This is a genomic window from Limnobacter olei (genome assembly GCF_029087225.1).
Lineage (GTDB): Bacteria > Pseudomonadota > Gammaproteobacteria > Burkholderiales > Burkholderiaceae_B > Limnobacter > Limnobacter olei.
Genome location: NZ_JARFJD010000016.1, coordinates 1 through 16,103, shown reverse-complemented (window position 1 = coordinate 16,103; position 16,103 = coordinate 1). Strand labels below are relative to the sequence as shown.

Annotated in this window: 19 protein-coding genes; 9 read left to right on the top strand and 10 right to left on the bottom strand. The window is 51.2% G+C overall.

Annotated features, from left to right (window positions below; all coding sequences use genetic code 11):
- Positions 1 to 7 precede the first annotated feature (7 nt).
- A complete protein-coding gene (gene nagZ / locus PY990_RS10455) occupies positions 8 to 1,030 on the top strand; it encodes a beta-N-acetylhexosaminidase (RefSeq protein WP_275271547.1) in 1,023 nt (340 codons plus the stop codon).
- A 96-nt stretch (positions 1,031 to 1,126) separates the two neighbouring features.
- On the opposite strand, the gene PY990_RS10450 is transcribed toward nagZ, so the two are convergent.
- The 5 genes from PY990_RS10450 to PY990_RS10430 form a co-directional block, all read right to left on the bottom strand.
- Entirely contained in the window at positions 1,127 to 1,909 is a 783-nt protein-coding gene (locus tag PY990_RS10450; RefSeq protein ID WP_105029046.1) for a peptidylprolyl isomerase, read from the bottom strand.
- A gap of 71 nt (positions 1,910 to 1,980) precedes the next feature.
- On the bottom strand, positions 1,981 to 2,259 hold the full coding sequence (locus PY990_RS10445; protein ID WP_105029047.1) for a BolA family protein: 279 nt from the start codon (positions 2,257 to 2,259) through the stop codon (positions 1,981 to 1,983).
- Between the two features lie 3 nt (positions 2,260 to 2,262).
- Complete coding sequence (locus PY990_RS10440) at positions 2,263 to 2,898, bottom strand: septation protein A (RefSeq protein ID WP_105029048.1); 636 nt, start codon at positions 2,896 to 2,898, stop codon at positions 2,263 to 2,265.
- A gap of 31 nt (positions 2,899 to 2,929) precedes the next feature.
- Positions 2,930 to 3,343, bottom strand: coding sequence for a peptide-methionine (R)-S-oxide reductase MsrB (msrB, locus tag PY990_RS10435; RefSeq protein ID WP_105029869.1), 414 nt, complete (start codon positions 3,341 to 3,343; stop codon positions 2,930 to 2,932).
- 17 nt (positions 3,344 to 3,360) lie between these two features.
- The gene (locus PY990_RS10430; RefSeq protein WP_275271546.1) at positions 3,361 to 4,887 is read right to left on the bottom strand and encodes a protein adenylyltransferase SelO; all 1,527 of its coding nucleotides are present in this window, start codon (positions 4,885 to 4,887) and stop codon (positions 3,361 to 3,363) included.
- A 95-nt stretch (positions 4,888 to 4,982) separates the two neighbouring features.
- On the opposite strand from PY990_RS10430, the gene PY990_RS10425 reads away from it, so the two are divergent.
- The gene (locus PY990_RS10425; protein ID WP_275271545.1) at positions 4,983 to 6,620 is read left to right on the top strand and encodes a 3-(methylthio)propionyl-CoA ligase; all 1,638 of its coding nucleotides are present in this window, start codon (positions 4,983 to 4,985) and stop codon (positions 6,618 to 6,620) included.
- A 29-nt stretch (positions 6,621 to 6,649) separates the two neighbouring features.
- Complete coding sequence (locus tag PY990_RS10420; protein WP_275271544.1) at positions 6,650 to 6,952, top strand: Dabb family protein; 303 nt, start codon at positions 6,650 to 6,652, stop codon at positions 6,950 to 6,952.
- 12 nt (positions 6,953 to 6,964) lie between these two features.
- Here the strand turns inward: PY990_RS10420 and PY990_RS10415 are convergent, their stop codons facing one another.
- From PY990_RS10415 to ygfZ, 3 genes are read right to left on the bottom strand one after another with little or no spacing between them, the layout of a single operon-like run.
- The gene (locus PY990_RS10415) at positions 6,965 to 7,774 is read right to left on the bottom strand and encodes an NRDE family protein (protein ID WP_275271543.1); all 810 of its coding nucleotides are present in this window, start codon (positions 7,772 to 7,774) and stop codon (positions 6,965 to 6,967) included.
- On the bottom strand, positions 7,774 to 8,091 hold the full coding sequence (locus tag PY990_RS10410; RefSeq protein WP_275271542.1) for a DUF4936 family protein: 318 nt from the start codon (positions 8,089 to 8,091) through the stop codon (positions 7,774 to 7,776). The genes PY990_RS10415 and PY990_RS10410 overlap by 1 nt, the downstream gene beginning before the upstream one ends.
- Positions 8,088 to 8,987 carry a CAF17-like 4Fe-4S cluster assembly/insertion protein YgfZ gene (gene ygfZ / locus PY990_RS10405; protein WP_275271541.1) on the bottom strand — a complete coding sequence of 300 codons (900 nt, stop codon included), beginning with the start codon at positions 8,985 to 8,987 and terminating at the stop codon, positions 8,088 to 8,090. Before ygfZ ends, PY990_RS10410 begins: the two co-directional genes overlap by 4 nt.
- Before the next feature lie 141 nt (positions 8,988 to 9,128).
- On the opposite strand from ygfZ, the gene mltG reads away from it, so the two are divergent.
- The 6 genes from mltG to PY990_RS10375 are packed head-to-tail and all read left to right on the top strand — an operon-like array spanning position 9,129 to position 13,698.
- Entirely contained in the window at positions 9,129 to 10,172 is a 1,044-nt protein-coding gene (mltG, locus tag PY990_RS10400; protein ID WP_275271540.1) for an endolytic transglycosylase MltG, read from the top strand.
- Positions 10,129 to 10,830, top strand: a complete 702-nt coding sequence (gene tmk, locus PY990_RS10395; RefSeq protein ID WP_275271539.1) for a dTMP kinase — start codon at positions 10,129 to 10,131, stop codon at positions 10,828 to 10,830. The genes mltG and tmk overlap by 44 nt, the downstream gene beginning before the upstream one ends.
- Positions 10,827 to 11,822, top strand: coding sequence for a hypothetical protein (locus PY990_RS10390; protein ID WP_275271538.1), 996 nt, complete (start codon positions 10,827 to 10,829; stop codon positions 11,820 to 11,822). Before tmk ends, PY990_RS10390 begins: the two co-directional genes overlap by 4 nt.
- Before the next feature lie 36 nt (positions 11,823 to 11,858).
- Complete coding sequence (locus PY990_RS10385) at positions 11,859 to 12,242, top strand: PilZ domain-containing protein (protein ID WP_275271537.1); 384 nt, start codon at positions 11,859 to 11,861, stop codon at positions 12,240 to 12,242.
- Positions 12,242 to 13,027 carry a TatD family hydrolase gene (locus PY990_RS10380; protein WP_275271536.1) on the top strand — a complete coding sequence of 262 codons (786 nt, stop codon included), beginning with the start codon at positions 12,242 to 12,244 and terminating at the stop codon, positions 13,025 to 13,027. The genes PY990_RS10385 and PY990_RS10380 overlap by 1 nt, the downstream gene beginning before the upstream one ends.
- Complete coding sequence (locus PY990_RS10375) at positions 13,024 to 13,698, top strand: ankyrin repeat domain-containing protein (protein ID WP_275271535.1); 675 nt, start codon at positions 13,024 to 13,026, stop codon at positions 13,696 to 13,698. The genes PY990_RS10380 and PY990_RS10375 overlap by 4 nt, the downstream gene beginning before the upstream one ends.
- 45 nt (positions 13,699 to 13,743) lie before the next feature.
- Here PY990_RS10375 and PY990_RS10370 read toward each other — a convergent pair whose 3' ends face one another.
- Positions 13,744 to 15,369, bottom strand: coding sequence for a methyl-accepting chemotaxis protein (locus PY990_RS10370; RefSeq protein WP_275271534.1), 1,626 nt, complete (start codon positions 15,367 to 15,369; stop codon positions 13,744 to 13,746).
- Positions 15,370 to 15,472: 103 nt separating this feature from the next.
- Positions 15,473 to 15,607, bottom strand: a complete 135-nt coding sequence (locus tag PY990_RS10365; protein ID WP_275271533.1) for a hypothetical protein — start codon at positions 15,605 to 15,607, stop codon at positions 15,473 to 15,475.
- Positions 15,608 to 16,103 lie beyond the last annotated feature (496 nt).

Below are 16,103 nucleotides of genomic sequence, written 5' to 3'. Positions count from 1 at the left end.
ATTCAATATGTTAGGTCCATTCATCATTGGTTTGACGGGTTTGACTTTGTCCAAGGAGGACATTGCACGTATTCAAAACCCGGCCGTTGGCGGACTTATTCTTTTCACACGAAACTTTGAAAGTAAGGCGCAACTGATTGATTTGGTGGAGTCTATCCGTTTAAATGGGGGTTTGAACAAGCCTGTTTTTGTGGATCATGAAGGTGGTCGCGTGCAGCGTTTTCGGGATGGTTTTACCGCAATTCCCTCGATGCGCCAAATTGGACAACGCGCCGAAACTGATTTTGACGACGCAGTGCTTTTGGCCCGTGAGGCCGGCTTTGTCATGGCTGCCGAATTGCGCGCCTGTGGCATAGACATGAGTTTTGCGCCAGTACTGGACCTGGATTGGGGCAATAGTGAAATTATCGGTGATCGCTCGTTTGGCAAGGACGCCCGAATGGTCTCCCGCCTGTCCTCGGCCTTGATGAATGGCATGGCCCTTGCAGGCATGCAAGCCTGCGGAAAACACTTTCCAGGGCATGGTTGGGTGAGCTTAGACAGCCACTTGGCTCTGCCTCACGACAATCGCTCATTGAATGAAATTTTGAAGGTGGATGCGCTGCCGTACCAATTGAATTCGACCTTGAATATGGCCAGCATCATGCCAGCACATGTGGTGTATTCCGAGGTGGATCCAATGCCGGCTTGTTTCTCCAGCTTCTGGATTCAAGAGGTATTGAGGGTGAAATTCAGTTTTGACGGTGCAGTGATCAGCGACGACCTGGACATGGTGGGTGCACACGGTGTAGGGGATATTCGTGCCCGAGCCAGCGCCGCTTTGCAGGCGGGTTGCGATGCAGTACTTGCTTGCAACAACTTTGACGACATTGACACTTTGGTCAACAACCCGGTGCCTGAAGTTCATGAACACATGGAAGTGCGAAATCGTCGATTGAGTCGCTTGCTGTCAGGGCAATCGCTGAATTGGGAAAGCCTGCGTCAAAGTTATATGTATCAGGCGGCCATCGACAGGATTACCAATGCATGAATAACTTCAGATTGAACTGCTGATGCACGAATGAATTCGGTAAAAATAAAAAAGCCGCCAGCAAATTAACTGGCGGCTTTTTTTTGGATTTATTGCTTATTTTACTTTTGCCCCGGACAACAGCTTGCCTTGATATTCTTCCCACTTGTCATTGATCATTTTCTGTTCAAGTTGTGGGCGAATTTCTTCAAGCTTGGGTGGTGTGGCCTGGCGGGTGTCCGCCAACAGAATAACGTGGTAACCAAACTGGCTTTTCACGGGAGTCTTGGTGTATTCGCCTTTCTTCAGGCTTACCATGGCTTGAGAAAATTCGGGTACAAAGCTGTTGGGGTTGGCCCAGTCCAGGTCACCACCATTAGGCGCTGAGCCAGGATCTTTAGACTTGGCTTTTGCGATGTCTGCAAACTTTCCGCCTTTGCCCAACTGATCGATAATGGCTTTGGCCTCAGCCTCCTGCTCAACCAGAATGTGGCTGGCTCGGAATTCGCTGCCACCCATCATTTTGGCGATTTCTGCGTAAGCTGTCTCAACTTCCTTGTCGGTCAGCTTGGTGTTTTTGTAAAAGTCTTCACGCAGGGCATTGGCCAAAATGGCCTGATTCATCATTTGCACCTGGTACTTCACTTCAGGGCTGCTTCCCAAACCTTTTTTAACGGCTTCCTGCTTCATCACTTCCTGATTAATCAGTTCTTGACGAATGGTAGCGCGCATTTCCGGTGAGGCTGCCTGGCCGCGCTTTTCCTGCTCGGCCATGATGAAATCAACCAAAGCGCTGGGGATGGACTGACCATTGACCACGGCGGCATTTTGGGCGTAAACGGGGTTGCCCAGAACCAATACGGCGGCCAGGCAAGTTGCTTTTAGGGTGGTTTTCAACATAACAAAATAACCTTGTGTCTCAGAGAGTTAAAACAATGGGCTTGGCTCGAATCCCGGTGCGCGTCTTCTGTTCAGTTCCCTGTGGAGCCTTCGGTGGAGTCCTCAGTGGAATCTATAGCCAAAGCATGGATTTCTTTTTTCATCCATTCTGCCAAAGCATCATACACGAGACGATGGCGCGCTAATGTTCTTAGCCCATTGAAGCGTGCAGACTTCAGTTTGACCCGGTAGTGCCGCCCGCCAGACTTTGCACCTTCATGGCCTGCATGCAAATGTGATTCATCAACCACTTCGACTTTGGCATTGAGTGCGGTTTCAAGACGCTGTTTGATGTCTTCACTGGTGACCATGTTTTACTTGGCCTCGCTGCTTTGTTCATTTGTTTGCTTCATGTGTTTGGACATGTAAAAACCTTGTCCAAACACGAAGATCAGAGTGGCCCCCAAGGAGCCGAACAATTTGAAGTCTACCCACACATCGGTTGAGAACGAGTAGGCAACCACGATATTCAAAACGGCCATCACCACAAAAAAGCCTACCCAAGCCCACAATAAATTGACCCAAACCGGGGCGGGAAGGTCAACCTGGCCTTTCATCATCAATTCAATAGGATTGCGCTTGAAGGCGTAGGCGATCAGGAAGCCTGCTGCCATTGCGAGGTAGAGCACAGTTGGCTTCCATTTGATGAAGGTTTCGTTCTGCAAAACCAGTGTGGCGCCACCAAACACAGCAATCAGGATCAGGCCGATCCATTGCATGTTTTCCACTTTTTTACCGGTTGCTTTTTGGTAAACAATTTGCAGCACTGTGGCCAAAATGGCGACTACCGTGGCCAGCAAAATTGGCAATTGCGCAGTTTGCACTTCCGCATTGGAAATGCTGCCCAATATGGGTTCAAGCATGGATTGCGCCTGTTCAGGGTTGCTGCCAGCCCATTTGAAGCTGACAAAGAACAGAACAATCGGAAGAAAATCGAGTAACAGTTTCATGTAGTAATTGTAGTTTGGTTATGCCGGTGCTTTACGCCGATGAGTCAGAGGCAAAGGGCTCGAACGCCAAACTGACCGAGTTGATACAGTAGCGCAGGCCCGTTGGGGCTGGTCCATCCTCGAACACATGCCCCAAATGCGAATCGCATATCTTACAGGTCACTTCGGTTCGAATCATGCCGTAGCTGCGGTCTACGTGTTCTTCAACATTGTCAGGGTTCAATGGTGCAAAGTAGCTGGGCCAGCCGCAGCCGGAATCGAACTTGGTGTCGGATGCGAACAAAGCGGTTCCGCAGCAAATGCAACGGTAAATGCCGGGCTCGTGGTGATCCCAATACTGCCCGGTAAAAGCACGCTCGGTGCCTTTCTTGCGGGTGACTTCAAAGCTGGTGGGCGTGAGTTCTTCGCGCCACTGGGCCTCTGTTTTAACAACTTTTTCAACCATGATCTAGTCTCCGTAATTCATGACGAACAGCTCAGCACCAATGATTTTGCCCAGTCGGGTGGCTGTGCCGTGTACTCATTTGGAAGTTGCGCCGCATTGTAGGGGTCAGACAATGCGGTGAACAATCGGTTCACCTCAGCAAACTGGCCTTGTTTGGCCAACTCAATGGCGTTCTGAAGCAGGTGGTTGCGCAACACGAAGGCAGGGTTGGTCTGATCGAGTTTTTTTTGCCAGGCCAGGATGTCCAGGTTTTGAGGGTTTAACGCCTCTCGCCATTGTTTGAGCCAAAGTTTTGCGTTGTTCACCTGTGCCTCATCGCCCAAAGCCAACGGGAAAAAGGCGCTTTGCTGCCAACTGGCGAAGTTTTCCTCGTCGGTAGCACTTGGGTTCAGTGCAGAAATTGACCTGAAAAACCGCGTGAAATCGAGTGAATGTTCGTGCATGAATTTCAGTGTGTTCTCAATCAGGCTGTCCACCGCATCGCCTTGCTCGTTGGGCAGGCCCATTTTGCGCGCAAATAAAGCGCTGTGTTCGGCATGAAATACATCGGCAAAGCTGTCCAACAGGTTTTGAAGCGTTTCTTTGCTGTCGGGGATCAGTGGGCTTAATGCTTGAGCCAGTGCATATAAGTTCCAATGGGCGATTCTGGGCTGGTTGCGATACCTGTAGCGGCCCTGGTGGTCGGAATGGTTGCAGATGTGGTCAATGTCGAAACCATCGATGAAACCATAGGGGCCATAATCAATGGTCAAACCCAGAAGGCTCATGTTGTCGGTGTTCATCACGCCATGGCAAAAACCCACGGCTTGCCACTGGGCCACCATGCGCGCTGTGCGTGCCACTACTACACTTAACCACTGAAGCAAACCGGCATGAAAACCGGCTTCGGTATCACCAAGGTCGATTTCAGCATGATGTTGCTCGATGTGCCAGGTCAGCAAGTTTCGCAGAGCCTGGAGCTGGTTGGTATAGCAAAAAAATTCCACATGGCCAAAGCGCATGAAGCTTTCGCTGACACGACACACAATGGCGGCTGTCTCCGTGGTTTCGCGAAACACAGGGTCCGCACTCGCCGTCAGGCTGAGTGCGCGGGTGGTGGGTATGCCAAGCGCGTGCATGGCCTCTGAGGCAAGATATTCCCGAATAGACGAACGCAACACCGCGCGGCCATCGGCATGGCGGGAGTAGGGGGTGGGGCCAGCGCCTTTGAGTTGTAGCTGACGGTATTGTTTGCCTTTGCGAATCTCGGCGATCAGCAAGGCGCGGCCGTCGCCAAGCTGTGGCACAAATTGCCCGAACTGGTGCCCGCAATATACGCTGGCTTTACTTTGGTAACCTGGAAATGGCGTGTTGCCAGAAAGAACATCAATACCCTGTGTGCTGCTCAATTCTTCAGCATTCAAGCCAACTTCGGTGGCCAAAGCGGTGTTGAGGTGAACCAGGCCAGCTTCTGTACGGAGGGGTGTGGTGGGCACCTCAGCAAGATAAGGCGTACCCAAACTTGCGTATTCTTGAACCAAAATAGAATCGTGATTATGAAACAAAGGGCGGTCCTGAAGTATAGTTTCGTTAAACAACCCCACCATTGTAGTCGGGTAAGGCCCAAGAACAAACGTAATAGCTGGAGGAGAGAGCGCAAATGCAAGGTTTGATGATGAACATGCCCCTGTTGATTTCATCGGTGATGGAACACGCAGAGCGGCACCACCCACATGTTGAAGTTGTGTCACGCCGCACAGAAGGCGATATTCATCGAACTACCTATGGGGAAGTGGCCAAACGCACCAAGAAACTGGCCAATACCCTGACGAACCTTGGCGTTCAACAAGGCGAAAATATTGCTACATTGGCTTGGAACGGCTATCGCCATGTTGAAATTTACTATGCGGTGTCAGGCATGGGTGCGGTGGTGCACACCTTGAACCCCCGACTGTTCCCTGAGCAATTGGTTTACATCATCAACCATGCGAAAGACACCATGGTGTTTTTTGACAGCACATTTGCGCCGTTGATCAAAGCGATTGCCCCTGCATGCCCCACGGTAAAGCGCTGGGTACAAATGTGTGACGAAGCGGTGATGCCTTCTGAGCCGGCAGTGGCTGGCTGCTTGAACTACGAAGCCTTGATCAAAGACGCCTCCGAGAAATATGTGTGGCCCCAATTGGATGAAAACGCGGCCTCGGGCCTGTGTTACACCTCCGGTACTACCGGCAACCCAAAGGGTGCCTTGTACTCACACCGTTCCACTGTATTGCATGCGATGGCAGCCTGCACACCCGATGCCTTGGGCTTAAGCAGCCGCGATACGATTTTGCCAGTGGTACCTATGTTCCATGTTAACGCTTGGGGCATTCCCTACATTGCGCTGATGACTGGTGCAAAAATGGTGATGCCTGGTGGGGCATTGGATGGTGCTTCCATTTATGAATTGCTGGAAAGCGAGAAGGTGAATTTCTCGGCTGGCGTACCCACAGTCTGGCTGGGCTTGTTGAACCATGTGCAGCAAAATGGTTTGAAATTTACTTACTTCAATCGCACGGTTATTGGTGGATCTGCAGCGCCTGCTGCGATGATTAAAACACTGAACAGCCTGGGTGTTGAGGTCATTCATGCGTGGGGCATGACTGAACTTTCGCCCCTAGGCACCGTATGCCGTTTGAAAGCACAGCACCTGGATTTGTCGCTGGAAGAAAAGCAGAACATTATGCAAAAGCAGGGCACTGCAATTTTCGGAGTGGACATGAAAATTGTCAGCGACGATGGCGAAGAATTGCCTTGGGATGGCGAGGCTTTCGGCGACTTGCTGGTGCGCGGCCACTGGGTGATCGACAGTTACTTTGGCGGTGAAGGTGCAAAGGCATTTACCACAGACAAGGATGGCAAGAAATGGTTTGCCACTGGCGACGTGTCCAAGATCAACCGAGAAGGCTTCATGCAGATTACGGATCGCAGCAAAGATGTGATCAAGTCTGGCGGTGAATGGATTAGCTCGATTGATTTGGAAAACGTGGCCATGGCGCACCCTGCGGTGCATGAAGCGGCTGTCATTTCCGTTTACCACCCGAAATGGGATGAACGGCCATTGCTGGTGGTTGTGCGTAAGCCGGGCGTGGAGGTAAGCAAGCAAGAGTTGCTGGATTTCTATGAAGGCAAAGTTGCCAAATACTGCTTGCCCAACGATGTAGCGTTTGTAGATGAACTGCCGCACACGGCGACTGGTAAAATCCAGAAGTTGAAGCTGCGTGAGCAATTCAAAGACTATAAGTTACCCAACTAAGATTACCCACCTAAACCTAGAGAAGTTCAATGATCAAGCACATCGTATTTTGGCAATTGAAAGACGAAGCCCTTGGCAACTCCAAGGCCCGAAACATGGAGCTGGTGAAGGAAAGGCTGATGGCTTGCGCCAACATCGTACCCGGCATTCTGGACTTTGAAGTGGGTTTGGGCGGTACCAGCCTGGAGTGCACGTACGACGTGGTGTTGTACTCAACCTTCGAGAACAAGGCAGCGTTGGATGCCTACGCGGTGCACCCCACGCATGAAGCCATTAAAAGTTTTATTGGTGAAGTGCGCACGGCACGCCAGTGCATGGATTACGAAGTATAAAAACAACTTCGACTAAAGCTTGGGCGGCAGGGGTATTTCAAACTTCTGTCGCTCAATTTCATTTCCGGCAGGGTCAAGCGTAATTTCGGTGAAGTGAATAGTGTGGCTGCGATCGAGCAAAATAACTGCGCTTGAGCGAGTGCCGTACAAAGGCGATACAATTTTCACCGCCGACAACATTTTTTCCCATTCATAAGGCACACCCGTGCTTGGCAACTCAGCATCCTCGGCAAGCTCTGTGTTGGCGAGCAAACCCAACAAGGTTTGTTCAAAGGCAGCCAGTGAAGTGCGCTTTGTGCAATTCGCCTCGATTGCTTTTTCCAGTCCTGTTTTCAACAGGCGCGATTTTGGCCAAGGTGCATTCAAATAACCGTTGGACAGGCTGTGCAAGCCCGATTGCAATGCGGTGGTGAAATCGAGCCCATTGTTGAGTTTGACGCCCTGGTTGCTGGTGCAGTGAAGGTTCAGGGTTTGCAGGCTGCCGTGAATCAAATTAAAACCTGCAAACTGACGTGAGTTTGCTTCATCGGGTGCAGTCCCGGTTTGAATGGCATCGAGTACCAACTGACCGCGCGAAGGGGCCGTGCCGGGCATATTCAATGTGCTGTTTCTGACATTGGTTAGCAGGGCAAACTCAGCGTGGCTGCCAATTCCAAGCCAGGTTCCTCCAGATTGCAGGTCTTTCCCGGCCCAGAGCGAACCATACGAGGTTGGCCAAACCTGCAATGGCGCAGTGGGGCGATTGTGAAATTCATCCCGGTTGGCCAGACAAATAAAGGGATAGTCAGGGTGTGCGTGAATTGCGAGCACGGCCAGGCACATTACTCTTTCACTCCACTATCAACCTCACTGAACAATTCGATATGGCGGCTGGGCAAACTTGGCAAACCAGCAAAACAAGATTTGGCAAGCTGCTCCAGTGTCTCGATGAATGCTGCGTGACAAGAGGAGTGTTTATACGCAGGGTGAATCACTTCCATCAAGGTGAAGTAGGGTTTGCCCGCTTCTTCACGCTGAAACAGCTGGCTGTGGCCCAAGCCCTGTTCTTTTAAACAAGCTGCCATGTGCCTGGCGCATTGCAAACCCAAGGCAATGTCGGCTTTGGGTATTCGGTAGTAAATGAATAGCTGGCGATTCATTCAAATACGTTGCCTTTTTGATGCACATCATAGGGGGGTGGCTGAATATTCAGTGCAATCGAACCTGCCTCGTTTTTGATGCAGAAAGCGGCACCGCTTTGCTCTGCGTCGTCCACTGGCAGTTCAACCAGCAAATGCTGTTGACCATTTAAGTTCACCGCAGTGGCTACGGCACCTGCTGGTTCGTTTTCCTTTCCGGCAAGCCAAACATCCTGCCCTGCGGTAACGGTTAAAGAGCCTGTTGCCGTGGCTTGAAACACGCGTCGCTTGACCTTGCCCAGGTAGTGGCTTCTGGCCACAATTTCCTGGCCGGGGTAGCAACCCTTGCTAAAACTGACACCACCGACCAAGTCGAAATTAATGGCTTGTGGAATAAACATTTCAACAGTGGGTTGTGACACATAAGCAATGCCTAGTTGCTGCAGGACAAACTCGAATTGATCATCGGCGCTGGATTGTTCGGTTTGTCCGTTGCCGGCGACAAGCTGAAAACCAGGTGTTGTGCCGCTCAACACGCGCAGGCTGGCTGTGGCGTTTCCTTGTTCATCCCACTGAACCCGCATGGGCGAGGTGAGCCCCGAACCAGGCAAGAAAGCGAGTTGATAATCATCTGTGCAGTCGCGTACTTTGCATTTGCTGCGCAATACAAACATGCTCAAGCGCTTAACCAAGGCTGCAATGGTTTCTTTGCGGCATACCAAAAACACCTGCTTGCCCTGACGCAATACAAAAAAGCTACCCAGCAAGCGGCCTTTTGCAGTGCACAGGCCCGCCATGCGCAGCTGGCTTTCAGCCATGCCTGCAACGTCGTTGCTGAGTTGTGATTGAAGAAAGGTCACTGCGTCGTCTCCGTCCACGCCAATGACACCCCAACGCGATAAAAACTGTGCAGACATGCTCAAATCCTTGGTAACAAAAAAACAAACGGTGCCGATAAGTCACGGAAAAACTTTCCCGCTATCATGAACGGCAATCTCCACATTGTAGTGGCTTCTGGTAAGGTCTCGCCTTCCAACAACCCAAGGTGAAGCAAAGTCGTGCGCAAAGGTAAAAAAACAAAGAAAAACTCGAAAAAGACGGTGTTTGGCTGGCATTGGTTCAAACGAATTGTGATCGCCAGTGTTGTCACACTGTCCGCAATTATTGTGGGCGTTTACTTTGTTTTGAGCATGCCAATAGACCGCAGTCAGCCCCGTGTGGATGCGCATGTAAGTTCAGGTTTGGGTGCACGCGCCATTGCCAATGAACTGAACCAGCAGGGCCTGGATGTAAGCCCCAATCTGTTTGTATTGGCTGCACGGCTAACCGGTAATGCGGGTCAGCTGAAGGCAGGCAGATACGATCTTCCTGAGGGAATCAGTACCTTGGGTTTGGTGGATTACCTGAGCAAAGGGCAGGGGGTGCTAAGCAGCGTGGCCTTGGTGGAAGGGCAAACCGCGCGTGCCTTGTTGGTAAAGTTACGCGCACAGCCCGATTTGATTGATGATTTGCCCGGCATGGACCACCGTGCAATTGCTACAAAATTTGGCCTGGAGGGTGCAAGCCTGGAGGGCTGGATTTATCCAGATACCTACAAGTATTCACCGGGCTCGAAGTTGTCCGAATTGTTGCAAAGGGCAGTGCGTTTGCAGCAAGTAGAGCTTGATAAGGCTTGGGCGCAACGCGATCCCCAAACACCTTTGAAAACGCCTTACGACGCTTTGAAAATGGCCTCGATCGTGGAGAAAGAAACTGGTTTGGCCAGCGACCGAGGCAAGGTGGCAAGTGTTTTTGTTAACCGATTGCGAGTGGGCATGTTGCTGCAAACCGACCCCACAGTAATTTATGGTGTGGGTGAGGAATTTGATGGCAATTTGACCCGCAAACACCTTCAAACTGACACGCCTTACAACAGTTACACCCGGGCAGGCTTGCCTCCAACACCCATTTCAAACCCCGGCAAAGCTGCCTTGTATGCAGCGGTAAACCCTGACAAAACGCCTTACTTTTATTTCGTAGCCAAGGGTGACGGCGGCAGTTATTTCAGCAAGAATCTGAATGAGCACAACAATGCTGTACGGAAATTCCAACTTGGGCGGTGACGGCGAGATGAAAAAGCAGAAGCAAGGTTACCTGATCAGTTTTGAAGGCGTGGACGGCGCGGGAAAGTCGTCGCACATTGCGCGGGTTAAAGCACGCCTGGAAGATTTGGGTTTTGAATGCCTGCAAACCCGTGAGCCTGGTGGAACACCCGTGGGCGAGGCCATTCGCGAACTGGTGTTGCACCATGACATGGATGTGAACACCGAGTTGCTGCTAATGTACGCCGCACGCAGACAACACATGGTTGAAACCATTCAGCCCGCTCTGGATCGCGGTGTGTGGGTTATTACTGACCGGTTTGAAGACAGCAGTTTCGCTTACCAGGCCGGGGCGGGCGGTGCCAGTTGGGAAGACTGTCAACAATTGAGCAAGTGGGCCTTGCAGGGGTTCGAGCCCACATTGACCTTTTTGTTTGATTTACCCATTGCCGTATCGCAAAGCCGAATTCAGGGCAGGGCGGGCGCTAGCGACAAATTTGAAGAAAAACCGACGAGTTATTTTGAAGCAGTGCGCGCGGGTTTTATCAAGCGCTCGCAGTTGAATCCACGCCGAATTCGCCTGATCGATGCCCAGCCTCCTGAAGCGGAAGTGGGTGAAACCGTGTTGGCTGAACTCGACAAGTTCATGCGGACCCATTTAAACCTGGGTTTGGCATGAGTACCGCCAGCTGGTTGTTGCGCGCCCGGGCGCAGTTGGGCAATTTGATGCAAGCCACCACGGCGCCGATTTTGGTGCATGGTCACCAGCCCAAAGGGCTTTACGAGTTGGTGGGTCAGCACTTGGCCGAATTGCTTTGCGAAGCCCCAACTGGCAACAAGCCTTGCCTGCAATGCCCGGGGTGCCACATGCGTGTGGCGGGCAATCACCCGGATTTGCGCTATTTGATGCCACAGGCCGCTGCGCTTGAATTGGGTTTCAATGTGGAAGTAAAAACGGGTGTTAAACCCAGTCAGGATATTCGAATTGATGATGTGCGGGACCTGCAAAACTATTTCAACACCGCATCCAGCCGTGGCGCTTCCCGTTACGTGGTGGTTTATCCATTTGACAACATGAACGCCAACACGGCCAATGCGCTGCTAAAAACGCTGGAAGAGCCAGCCAATGGTCTTCGGTTTGTGCTGGTGGGCAGTCGTATAGACAAACTGCTGCCCACTATTCGTTCGCGTTGCCAGGAATTAACCATGCCCATGCCCGCTATTTCTGAATGCCTGGCCTGGCTGGAAACGCAAGGTGTGCAGCAGCCAGATGTGGCTTTGGGTGTTGCCATGAACGATCCTTTTGAGGCACTCAGTCTGGCACAAACAGCAGCAGACCAACTTGATTTGCGCAAGAAGTTTCTGGAGTGGCTTGCCAACCCTGACCAGCACGCCAACCCGCCAGCCGGGCTTGAGAAAGTGGGTTTGCCCACGGTGCTTGAGCTGGCCATGCGCTTGTGTAGTGACTGTGTTGCACAAGCCCATGGCTTGAAAGCCACCAATTTTCCCTGGTTGTCACCCAAACTCATGTGGGTGAAATCGATTGGCATTGAGCGTTTCAGTCAGCTTTATCAAAATTTACAGAAAGAATTTCACTTGGCAAATCATCCTATTAACCCCCGTTTGGCGCTAGAGTATGTGGGGCAACAGTGGCAAAATTTAACGAAGTAATTCATTGAAGAATTCTCTTTACGGACAGCACACGCCATGACCAGTAACTTGATGAATAACCCGCGCAGTAACAAGGAAGCCAGCCGCCCATGGATGCTTTCTTTGACCCTGGGTGACAAAAATACGGCAGCCAACCTGTACATGCCTTTCATCAAAGGCGGTGGTGTGTTTGTGGAAAGCGACAAGGAATACAATCTGGGTGATCCGGTGTTCGTGTTGCTGACTGTGGGCGAGGAAGCCAAAAAGTTTCCCATCAACGGCAAAGTGGTGTGGATTTGTGGTGCAAATGCGCGTGGTGACAAAACGCAGGGCATTGGCGTGCAGTTCCCGAAAGACGACAGTGGGGAAGGCGTGCGGGTGGCAATCGAGCAAATGATTGGTAAAATGCAAAATTCCATGAAAAAAACAGCAACCTTGTAGTGTTTACTGATTCACATTGTCATCTTGATTTTCCCGGTCTGGTCGAGCAGCTCCCAGACATTCTGAGTCGAATGCAGGCAGCGCAGGTAAGCCGAGCCCTGTGCATTTCCGTTCAACTTGAAGATTTCCCCAATGTGCTGGCGCTGGCCGAAAACCACGAGCAATTGTGGGCCACTGCAGGTGTGCATCCCGATTACGAAGACATTACCGAACCCACCGTTGAAAAACTGCTGGAGCTGGCAGATCACCCCAAAGTGATTGGCATTGGTGAAACAGGTCTGGATTACTTTCGCCTGAAGGGCGATTTGCACTGGCAACGTGAACGTTTCAGGGTGCACTTGCGTGCAGCCAATGTGTGTAAAAAGCCCGTGATTGTGCATACTCGCGCCGCAGGTGATGACACCTTGAAAATTCTTGCCGAAGAAAACGTGCAAGGCTGTGGTGGCATTATTCACTGCTTCACCGAGTCACTCGATTTTGCGCGTAAAGCGCTTGATTTGGGCATGTATTTGTCATTCTCGGGCATTGTCAGTTTCAAGAATGCAGCCGACCTTCGTGAGGTGGCCAAATTTGCACCCATGGATAGAATCCTGATCGAAACTGACTCGCCTTACCTTGCACCCGTTCCTCATCGGGGCAAAACCAATGAGCCTAGCTTTGTGCCCCATGTGGCCAAAGTGATTGCGCAAGAGAGGGGCGTTGCAGTAGAAGAAATTGGCATTCAAACATCTGCCAACTTTGATCGTTTGTTTGGATTTGCACAAACCGGAGTGGCCGCGGTTTGAAGCGGCGTGTGTTTGTAAGCAGCCTGCTTTTGTTCGCCATGCCAGCTGTTTCCTTGGCAGGTGCTTTCGAAGACTTTTTCGTGGCAATCAAGTTTGACGATGAATACCGTTTGAAATCGTTGTTGCTTAGGGGCATGGACCCCAACACAGTGAACGAACAAGGCTTTCCCGCCATCGTCTTCGGCATGATGCAAGACTCGCCCAATGCAGTGCGCGTGTTGTTGTCTTCCAGCAAATTGAATCCAGACCAAGCCGATCGCCGCGGTGAAACCCCACTGATGGTGGCTTGTACGCTGAACAAGCCCGAGTGGGTTGCTGCTTTGCTGGAAAAAGGCGCGAAGCAGGGCGGTGATGGTCAGTGGACGGCGTTGCACAATGCGGCAGCGTCGGGCTCGCTTGAGTCGATTGAATTGTTGGTAAAGTCGGGGGCGAAAATTGATGTACTGTCGCCCAACGACACCACGCCTTTGATGATGGCTGCACGTGAGGGCAGGGAGGCTGCCGCTCGAATACTGCTCGAGTTGGGTGCCAACCCAGCCTTGAAAAACCAGGCTGGTTATAACGCGGCAGGTTACGCCATGAAAGCGAATCGAAAAGAATTGGCTTTCGAAATCATGAAAAAAGAAAGGGCGCTGAGAACAGCGCCCTTGAAGCCTAACAAGACGAACTAATGCATTCGCCTGATTGACGGGTGAAAGTCGACGGTTGGAAAGTGCCTAAAGGCTTGCCTCAAAATGTTTAACCAAGGTGCGCAAGTCGCCCGAAGTGGAGGCCAGCTGTTTCGCCGCGCTGTCCAAATCATTAATCGCAGCCACGTTGCTCTCGGTCAGGGCACTCATGCGCTCCATGCTGTTGGCCACTTCAAGCGAGGCCTGTGACTGCTGTTCCAGCATGGCTGAAATGTCCTTGGCTGATTGGGCAACACCACGGCTAGCCACTTTGATGGCTTGCAGGCTTTCGCCCGCCTCCAGAATCAAGGTAGTGCCAATATTGACCTCCGCTACAGCCCGGCCCATGGTTTCAAGGCCCTTGTTCGTGCCGCTTTGAACTTCTTGTACCGTGGCTGAAATTTCCGTGGTCGATTGTCGAGTCATTTCAGCAAGTTTGCGCACTTCGTCGGCCACCACAGCGAATCCGCGGCCCGATTCACCGGCTCTGGCCGCCTCAATGGCAGCATTCAGTGCCAGCAGGTTGGTTTTCTCGGCAATCTCGGTAATGGTGCGGGTCACGTTGCTGATCTTCACCACAGCGCGGTTCAATTCTTCAATGTTCTGTTTTGCATCCTGCACTACCTGTGCCACTTTCTGAGTAGCTTGGGTGGACTTGTCCATGCTTTGTGCGCCTGTGTCCACTACATCCATGGCGTTTTTGGCATGCGCCGAACTCTTGCCCGTGGCTTCAGAAATTTCCGAAACAGACACCGAGAGTTCCTCCAGCGCCGAGGCGACACCGTTGATGCCGTCAGACTGCTGTCTCGAGCGGCTCATTAAATTAATGGCCAATTGGCTGAGGTGCTCCGCATTGTTTTTTACTTCCGATGAACTGGAAATGACGTCTGCAATAATGGCGCGCAGGTTCACTTGCATGCTCTTGAAAGCGGTGTGCACCTTGTTGAATTCGCGTGTGCTGGACTCTGGAATTTCATGCTTGAAATTGCCTTCTGCCAAGGCACGCATGGCTTGCAGCATCGAGTTGTTGGTGTGTTCAACACGGCCTTTCAGCCACATCAAACCCAAGGCCGCAGCTACAAATGACGCAGCAGCGCTGCCAAAGCTGAGGGCAGGGATGTTGAACATGGAAAGCAGGGCGATGATTACTGGCAAAAAACCGACGATTGCCAAATCAACAATGAATGGGCGCCCTTTTGCAGGCTTTGTGAATGGAAAGCTGGCGCTGCCGGCGTTGATTGCTTTGTACAAGGCCTCGACCTCCGCTTTTTGGGTGTCGCTGGGCTTGGAGCGCACCGACATGTAACCAATTTTTTCCCCGTTTTGCGTCAGCGGCGTGACGTAAGCATCAACCCAATAGTAGCCACCATCCTTGCAGCGGTTCTTCACCAGACCTTTCCATGGTTCATCCCGGCGCGCGGTGTCCCAAAGGTCTTTGAATGCATCGCGAGGCATGTCGGGGTGGCGAACCACGTTGTGGGGCTGACCCAGCAGCTCTTCAAGAGTAAAACCGGAAATTTCGACAAAGGCAGGGTTGGCGTAGGTAATGCGACCTTTCAAATCTGTTTTGGTCACAATTGGAATTCGAGGGTCCAGCAGGCGCTCTACAGCGGTTGTAGGGGCGGCCATTCTGGCATTGCGGCCTTTGAGCTCGTTTTGGGCAGTTGTAGACATGAAGGTTCCATACCGTAAGGGTCGAATTACCTTTACATCATACGAACACTTAGGCTTGATGAAGGCCTGCAACAAAGGCCCAAATCAACCTCAATTTGGGGGTTTACATGTTTTGGCCAACCACAATTACTTTGGATTGAAAGCCCTGGATAATGTCCTGACCAGCAGCAACAGCTTCGATGGGCCAGTCGGGATACACGGCGCAAACCACAAAAGCGAGGAACATGAATTTGTACATAAGAATAGCCTCAGATAAAAGCGAACCAACCTATGTACTTTTTCGGCGATTACTGACCGGAGAGCATCGCCAGTATTGGTGGGGGTCACTCTGGGTAACCCTTCTTAGTTCAATCTAATTGTCGCATAATTTGTATTATGTCAACTTATATATTTTCAAGTTCTCCTACAGAAGCAAAGCCGACTGTTCTACTAAAACTGTAACGATCTTTTGTATAAAACTGTAAAGAGCTGATTTATTTCGATTAAATCTGTAAAGAAGAAATATTTTTTGTAACCCTCTAGCCTACCTCAGGATAGGACACCGAGCAAATATTAGTCTGTCGTTTGCTTTGTAGTGCGGGGTTTTCGGATCTGTTGTTTTGGTGATTTTTCGCTGATCTTAGATTGTAGGTGCCTTAACTGGGTTTGTAGCTGGCCGTTAAGCCTCAACTGTTCATCATGGTTACGCCTAGAAGCTTGGAGGTCTTCATTTGAAATGCGTATTCTGGTTGAAA